The 3,085-nt window shown below is 65.1% G+C and carries 2 protein-coding genes and 1 pseudogene; all 3 read right to left on the bottom strand.

Annotated elements, in window-relative coordinates; genetic code table 11:
- Nucleotides 1–537: pseudogene (locus VN047_RS14025) on the bottom strand (DNA-directed RNA polymerase subunit beta); the annotation flags it as partial.
- 274 nt (nt 538–811) lie between these two features.
- On the bottom strand, nt 812–2,371 hold the full coding sequence (locus tag VN047_RS14020; RefSeq protein WP_325543690.1) for a fatty acid--CoA ligase: 1,560 nt from the start codon (nt 2,369–2,371) through the stop codon (nt 812–814).
- A gap of 99 nt (nt 2,372–2,470) precedes the next feature.
- Nucleotides 2,471–3,085: DUF938 domain-containing protein (locus VN047_RS14015; RefSeq protein WP_325543688.1), on the bottom strand; the 615-nt coding region annotated here is incomplete at its 5' end.

Below are 3,085 nucleotides of genomic sequence, written 5' to 3'. Positions count from 1 at the left end.
CGAGTGGGTCTTGCCGCGGTCATGGTCGAAGAGCACACCCGGCGAACGGTGCATCTGCGACACGATGACGCGCTCGGTGCCGTTGACGAAGAAGGTGCCGTTCTCGGTCATGAGCGGCATGTCGCCCATGTAAACGTCCTGTTCCTTGATATCGAGGACCGACCGCGTGTCGGTTTCGCTGTCGACTTCAAAGACGATCAGGCGCAGCGTGACCTTCATCGGCGCCGCATAGGTGATGCCGCGCTGACGGCATTCCTCGACGTCGTATTTCGGCGCTTCAAGTTCGTAGTGGACGAAGTCGAGCTCGGCGGTGCCGGCGAAATCGCGGATCGGGAAAACGCTGCGCAGCGTCTTCTCGAGGCCCGAAACATAGCCGACCGAGGGGTCGGACCGCAGGAACTGTTCGTATGATTCGCGCTGCACCTCGATGAGGTTGGGCATCTCCACCGCTTCGTGGATGTTGCCGAACAGCTTACGGATTCGCTTGCTTGCGGTTGCTTCGAGGGCCTTGCCCACCGACTTCGCCTTGGTCGCCATAAGTGATTGTCTCGCCTTAAGAAAAATCAGGTCGCGAGCGCATCGACGCGAAAAAAGCCGCAGGCAACCGTCGCCGGTTTACCGCAGCTTTCCAACGCTGTCGAAATCCCCGCCGCCCTATCCGTACAGCCCGCTGCGCAAAGTCAGGCTCTATCTCGGACGATGGGGTATGGACGCGATATAGGATTTGGGGCGCCAGGTGTCAACGGCGCCGCAGCAAGAAGTGAGCGAGGCGGCGGATTTTGCCGTGAGGCCGATACCCCTGACTGCCCACTCAATTCACCATCCGCTCATACCCTTCCCAATATGGCGCGCGCAGGTCCTTGCGCAAGATCTTGCCGCTGCCATTGCGCGGCAGAGCCGCGATCACGTCGATGCTGCGAGGGCATTTGAAGGGCGCGATGCGCTCGCGGGCCCAGGCGATGATATCGGCTTCCTCGACGCTTGTGCCCGGTTTGGCGACGACCACCGCCTTCACCGTCTCGCCCCACCTCTCGTCGGGGATGCCGATCACTGCGACCTCCTGCACCGCAGGGTGACCGAAGATCGCGCTTTCGACCTCGGCCGGATAGACATTCTCGCCGCCGGTGATGATCATGTCCTTCATCCGATCGTGAATATAGAGATAGCCGTCCTCGTCGAGGTACCCCGCGTCGCCGGTGCGGATCCAGCCGTCGTCGGTCATCGTTTTCGCGGTCGCGTCGGGCAGGTTCCAGTAGCCGAGCATATTGTTCGACGACCGCGTGACGACCTCGCCCACCTCGCCCGTCGGCAGCGGCTCGCCGGCCGCATCGACCACGCGAATCTCGACCCCGGGCAGCGGTTTGCCGGCCGAACGCATGCGCTTGTTGCCCTCCGGGTCATGATCCTCGGGCGGCAGCATCGAAATCGTCCCCGTCGTTTCGGTCATGCCATAGGCCTGGATGAACTGCGCGCCGAAGACCTTGATACACTGGCGCAGCAGTTCAAGCGGGATCGGCGCCGCGCCGTAGAGGATATATTTGAGGCGGCTGTAGTCGACCTCGGCACAGCGCGGGTGCATCAGCAGCATCTGCAGCGCCGCGGGCACCATGAAGAAACGCGTGACGCCGTGCTGCTCGACCGCGTCGAACACGCCGTCGGGGTTGAATTCGGCGAGCACGACGCCGGGAAGCCCCGCCGCGAGCGCCATGATGCCGAGCCCGGTACCCCCGATATGCGCGCACGGCATCGCGACGAGCACCGCCTCGTCGTCCTCCCATTTGGTATAGGGCAGGTCGAGGCTGTTCGAATGCTTGCGGAGCGCGAACAGATTGCCGTTCGACAGCACCGCGCCCTTGGGATTGCCCGTCGTGCCCGAGGTATAGAGCTGAAGCACAGCGTCATTCGCCGCCGACGGCGCGAAGGGTGTACGCACCGCGCCGTCGATCAGCGCCCACGCGTCCGCCGCAGCGACGATCGCGGGTCCGTTCTGCAGCCGCCCGGCAAGCTGGCCGGCCAGATCTTCGAACCCCGCCCCGGCGAAGACCATCTTCGCCCCGGTATCGTTCACGATAAACGCCCATTCGGCGGGTGACAGCCGCCAGCCGATCGGCGCCATCACGATGCCCGCGCGCGCCGCGCCGTAGAAGAGCGTAAAATAGAGGTCGCTGTTCTTGCCGATCCACGCGATGCGGTCGCCCTTCTTCAGCCCCGCCGCAATCAGTGCCGAAGCGGCGCGCGCCGTCCGGTCTTCCAGTTCGGCATAGGAATAGACGCGATCCTCCTCGCGCAGTGCGACCCGGTCGGGCCGCTCGCCCGCCCAATGGGTCAGGAATTCGTCGAACGTGAAAAGCTCCGAAACGTCGCGGGGCATCGCCTCTCTCCTCGAATCGCGTCTTTTGTGCGCAATTGGAGGAAAGCTAGCGGCTGCGTGCGCGACGTAAAGCGCCGATCGTCGATCCTGTCAGGTCCGTCAGGTGCGGCGGAACAGCAGCATCAGGTTGTTGGCGGGCATCGCGCGGCGCTCGACGAAGGCCAGCCCCGCGTCGGCCGCGGCCGCCTTGACCGCATCGGTATCGCGCAGCCCCCACGCCGGATCGCGGCTGCGCAGGCTGGCATCGAACGCGAGATTGCTCGCCGCGGTCGGCACGTCAGCTTCGATATAGGGTCCATAAAGGACGAGCGGCGAACCCTTTGCGAGCAGCCGTGCCGCACCCGCGAACAGGCCGAGCGTCGCCTCCCAGGGACTGATGTGGATCATGTTGATGCAAAGGATCGCGTCGGCGCGGTCGACCGACCATTCGGCGGCCGCCGCATCGATCGCCAGCGGCGGCGCGATATTGGCCAGCCCGGCTTCGGTACGCCACGCGGCGATCGAGGTCAGGCCCGCGGGGTCGGGATCGCTCGGCTGCCAGTCAAGCCCGGGAAAGGCGGCGGCGAAATGGACCGCATGCTCGCCCGATCCGCTCGCGACCTCCAGCACCGTTCCCGATGCCGGCAGCCAGTCGGCCAGGACAGCGGCAATCGCTTCACGATTGCGCAGCGTCGCGGGGGCGTGGCGCTTGTCGGCGGCCTCGCCGTCGCCCGG

This window comes from Sphingopyxis sp. (assembly GCF_035565275.1).
Classification (GTDB): Bacteria; Pseudomonadota; Alphaproteobacteria; order Sphingomonadales; family Sphingomonadaceae; genus Sphingopyxis.
The sequence above is the reverse complement of the archived record's forward strand: the minus strand, read 5'-3'. Positions and strand labels throughout refer to the sequence as shown.

Excerpts from the sequence above, each read along its gene's own strand:
- VN047_RS14020 (WP_325543690.1), bottom strand. The coding sequence starts at position 2,371 with ATGCCCCGCGACGTTTCGGAGCTTTTCACGTTCGACGAATTCCTGACC.